This is a genomic window from Calothrix sp. UHCC 0171 (assembly GCF_034931845.1).
In the GTDB taxonomy this organism is placed as follows: Bacteria; Cyanobacteriota; Cyanobacteriia; order Cyanobacteriales; family Nostocaceae; genus Brunnivagina.
In genome coordinates this window covers 7,380-11,827 of the sequence record NZ_JAYGHN010000075.1, presented here as the reverse complement: position 1 = coordinate 11,827, position 4,448 = coordinate 7,380, and the positions used below count along the sequence as shown (strand labels likewise).

At 38.5% G+C, this 4,448-nt stretch carries 5 protein-coding genes and 1 pseudogene; 5 read left to right on the top strand and 1 reads right to left on the bottom strand.

What is annotated here, in order from left to right:
- From VB733_RS26480 to VB733_RS26460, 5 genes are all read left to right on the top strand, one after another.
- Window positions 1-866, top strand: an 866-nt coding sequence (locus VB733_RS26480) for a hypothetical protein (protein WP_323343036.1), incomplete at its 5' end; no start/stop codon positions are given.
- The gene (locus VB733_RS26475; RefSeq protein WP_323343035.1) at window positions 856-1,521 is read left to right on the top strand and encodes a DUF6753 family protein; all 666 of its coding nucleotides are present in this window, start codon (window positions 856-858) and stop codon (window positions 1,519-1,521) included. The genes VB733_RS26480 and VB733_RS26475, both read left to right, overlap by 11 nt.
- Before the next feature lie 63 nt (window positions 1,522-1,584).
- Window positions 1,585-2,385, top strand: coding sequence for a response regulator transcription factor (locus VB733_RS26470; protein ID WP_323343034.1), 801 nt, complete (start codon window positions 1,585-1,587; stop codon window positions 2,383-2,385).
- Between the two features lie 171 nt (window positions 2,386-2,556).
- Window positions 2,557-2,835 carry a hypothetical protein gene (locus tag VB733_RS26465; protein ID WP_323343033.1) on the top strand — a complete coding sequence of 93 codons (279 nt, stop codon included), beginning with the start codon at window positions 2,557-2,559 and terminating at the stop codon, window positions 2,833-2,835.
- Between the two features lie 159 nt (window positions 2,836-2,994).
- Window positions 2,995-3,327: a hypothetical protein gene (locus tag VB733_RS26460; RefSeq protein ID WP_323343032.1), complete on the top strand. Its 333-nt coding sequence runs from the start codon at window positions 2,995-2,997 to the stop codon at window positions 3,325-3,327.
- Window positions 3,328-3,661: 334 nt separating this feature from the next.
- Here the strand turns inward: VB733_RS26460 and VB733_RS26455 are convergent.
- A pseudogene (locus VB733_RS26455) lies at window positions 3,662-4,448 on the bottom strand (hypothetical protein); the annotation flags it as partial.

Here is a 4,448-nt window from a genome sequence, read left to right as displayed (position 1 = left end):
AAACATATATGGGTCGATTATATATTCTGGTAACGGAAGACAGTCAACTACTCAATGTCGGAATTAAAAAAGAGTGGTTTCTTGCACATGCATTGCTCGATAGCTTAATTTGCGGACATATCAATATCCAGGGAGAGTGGAGTTTATCACCATATCGAAGTTTAGAACCAAGTTTTGAATATTGTGAACGCAACCAAATATTTGACCAAGTTTTTAGTTCTGAGTTTGTCTGTGAAATAGCTCATTTACGGCAAGAGGAAATTATCAATATATCTGAAATAATTAAAAGTTCTGACGATTCTAATAATGGTCAAGATGATAATACAAATTCTTCTTCTGAAATTCGCACTAATAAAACAATCGGAAATATCACAATTAATCCCGACAATCTCAATATATTGAATGATTTAATTTTGCGTTCTTCTCTAAATGAATTAGTAGCCGAAGAACAAGAAGACAAAATAGACGAATTACAACGAGAAACAGCATCCAAATTAGACGAAGATAAATTAGTATTTCTCCAAATGGATTTAATCGAGCAAATTGAAGACGAGTACAAACAACACCTAAAGACAGAATTTATTTTTCCCCCTTTTGGCAATGTCAAGGTACATGAAGAAGAGAATTATTTTGTGCTATCAGATTCGGAAGATGGACATAGTATTTTTATCGCAACTTTTGATGATGAAATTATTCAAGGTTTGAGCGAATACGATGCCATCCAAGTAGAAGTAATTATTAACCAACTCGACAGAGAAAGCGATCGCACAATTCAAAGTATTGGTCTACAAGAAAAGGACGATCAGGAAAATCAAACTGAACCAGCGAAAATTCAACCGCAACTGGGAATGGAATATGGTACATAGTTTGCGACAAGCCAAAAATGAAAGCTATTTGAATCGGTTATTGGAAGGGAAAGATGCAGATTTTCAAAGACGAGTTTTAGCAGTTGCAGTCGAACACGGACTATCTACGAGCGACCCTTTATTTTTGATGATGTTAGCAACGGGACAATTGCAAGTATTACTGGAAGACAAACCCAACGAGTTAGATAATCTCTTTAAACGTTGGTCAGAATCGATTTATGACCATTTGGAAAAAGCAAAGCGAACTGCTGTTCTTGGTCAAGAAGTGGAAGTTCGCAAGATGGTAGACCGATTAATTGCACATAGCGAATCCAAAGAGCGAAGTCGTCTCAGAGTAATGTTACCCGCGATGGGGCTATTGTTAGCAGCGACTGGATTTGGTGTTTTGACAGGGGTATCACTTCCTGTTTTTTTAGATGGAGGATATGCATCGGGAAAACCCAAATCGCTAACAGTAAAAGAAGTAGAAAATTTGCGATGGCTAAAAAGTACAACCGGTCAATTAGCAAGAAATATCATTACTTGGAATTCCGAAAGTTTGAGCAATTTAAACTGTGCCAAGAATTCCGAACAAAGGGCTGTAGTTAGTATTGAAAAAGGTGAAAGTATTGCTCGTAAAAGGGATTATTGTTTGCTACGAGTTAAACCTCCTTGATGATAAAGAGGGAGTGAAAGAGTGGGGAAGAGAGAGAAATTGATGACAACAAAGTAGTTAACAATGAAAATATCAAATTTTGATGGACGAAACAATAAGTTTTGGTCAGTGCAAGCAAGTAGTGCAGTATCAGAAAATAGGTTGTCACTTCAATCTATAGAATCAGAATCTCAAGATAGTGAGAAAATTCGTTTAGTTATTATCGAAGACCACGAATTGACGCTAATTGGTATCAAAACTAGCTTGGGACGAAATCAAAAAATTGTCGTTGTGGGAGATGCTGTTAATGGTAAGAATGGCTTGAGGTTATTGAGGCAATTACAGCCGGATGTCGCGATTATTGATATTGGTTTACCCGATAGAGATGGTATCGAAGTTACTAGGGAAATCAAAAAGAGCAATCCTGACATAAAAGTGATTATCCTGACATTATGCGATCGCCCAGAAACAATACTGAGTGCATTTGCTGCGGGTGCTGATGCTTATTGTCTGAAGAATATAGGATTTGAGAGACTGACTGAGGTTATATATTTGACTAAATCTGGTCAGACTTGGATTGACCCAGTGATCGCACGTTTTGTGATTGAAAAAGCACAGCGCAGTTCTCGGCTTCTGTTAAAATCTGCATCTTCCGATATGGATGAGATTGATGAAGAAATGTTGAACTTATATCCCCTGACTGAAAGGGAATTGGAGATATTGCAGCTAATTGTGGACGGGAATAAAAATACCGAGATTGCAAGCAAACTTTACATCACAGTTGGAACTGTTAAGTCCCACATTCACAATATTCTCATGAAAATTGGTGCAGATGACCGCACCCAAGCTGCGGTTCGTGCTGTGCGTTATGGTTTGTCAGATTAGTCAGATTTTACGGTTTTTAGAGTGCAAACCTAGAAACATCAAAATTGTCTGTAAGCTTTGCATTATAAGGGTTTGATACTGCAAACCTAAAACTTTAAATCAGAGATTGAAACTCGTTAGCGTTAGCCAAAAATCTACTTTGACCAAATCGAATTAGGAGTATTTTGAACCATGAATCAACTTGTCATCAATGATGTTATCAATCAGGTACAGCAAGAAATTGAAATCGATAATTTCGGCAAGGGGAAAGCAAGTATTCGAGCAACAGCAAGACTAGCTGGAGTTGATGACAAATCCCTGAGAGCGGCTTTTACAAGTGCGGAACAGTCGCCTTCTCCATTGGCTACAAAGCTTATGGAGCATGGATTTGATGCTGAGGAGCAGAAATCATGGTCAGTACAATTCGCAATTCGCGGTTCGCAATTTGCAGTTAAGACCCCACGGATGTAGCTTGCTTCCCGCAGGGTATCCGGGGGCTTGAACTCCTTCCCTAAAATATGGCGACAGATGTAAATTCTAAAAACCTTGCTATATCTAGCTTTCTTAATTGCGAATTGCGAATTACGAATTGTGAATTGATATAAGGCTTATCCCCAACTCAAACCCCAAATGGAAACAGTTAAACAATTATTGCCAACTCCCGTACAAGATGAGTTATTAACTGTTACGAATCTTGCCAAGTTGTATACAGAATCAAAATGTAAGAAATTGAGCCAAAATAACACTAATCACGGTAATGCAAAGGCGATGAATGAAATTTTGATCGATCGGGGAATGCAAATTAGAAACCCAAATCCCGATGCGAAGAAAAACGGACAACCTTTGTATTTACCGACTGAGTTTGGTAAACAGTATAGTAAAGTTGTGTTGCAGGAGGCGAGAGCAAGTAATAAAACTATTCAGCAATTGCGATGGTTTCCATCTGTGTTGGATGTGATCTGAGAATATAGGTTTAATCCTGCGAACCTAGAAGTATGAAAATTGGCTATAAGATATGTGGTATAGGAGTTTGAAGGTGCAAACCTGAATGAGTAAAACTCTTATCCCATTGTTTTTTGAAAATAGCGTCTGCGAACCAGGATTTTTCCCCGAATAATCCTTCAAATGCTTAAAAAGAAAGGCTTTCATTGGATATCGGAATCCCGATTTCTAAAAATGGGAGATACTTTTTATTAATTACCACTGCGGAACTGGAAACCAAAAAAATCGTTGTATGACTTGTCCAGCTTAAGTTTTAACTGCGGAACAAAACTGTTGCTAGCAATAAAAGTTTCAACTACTCCCTCTGTAAATTCTTCGATGCTGCTTTGAGGAATTTTTGACTCGACTCCACCCCTAATATTTCAAAACTTCCCTTCTCTTCCTCTGTAAACTTACATACATGTACAGCTTCCCATCTCCGTAGTTTGTACAAAGTCCCCCGATTCCCAATCTCATCCACAACCCGCAACATTTCCGACGGTTCGTGATAAATAACCCGATATTTCCCGTCCCCAAAAGTCGCTGTTTGCATTTCCTCACCAGCATTTGCAGGATTATCTTTCAAACACGCGATCGCCTGCTTCAACATCTGCTTTTCCCACTTCTCTCGTTGAACTGGTTCGGTTTGAGATACATGTGGTGCAATGCGATCGCTTACTTTCTCATCAAATTTAATTTTCTTCTCCCCAACCACAGCCTCTTTCTTCGTCCAAAATTGAGGATATCTAACCGTTTCCGGGTCAACTTTAATATGAGCGATCGTTGCTGGTGAGGATTCTAATTTTCCTTGAAATTGAAACCCATCAACTTTAATACTCCTTGTCTTCAATCTCTCGCTCAACAATTGAAAAGATTCTTTATCAACCACACCTAAGGGTTTATCTTCAATAAAAGCAAGAGGTGCTAACGCTTTACCATTGCCAGCAATTTTAATTGTAATTGCCCCATCTTCCCCTTGCCATTCCCTTTCTGGAAACGCATATTTTCTCAACTGTCCTACTTTTAATTGATTTCCTTGGGTACTAGTAATAATCACCGATGCGCTGGGTGGAGAAGTAATGTCTGCGGAAAAAGATGTACCG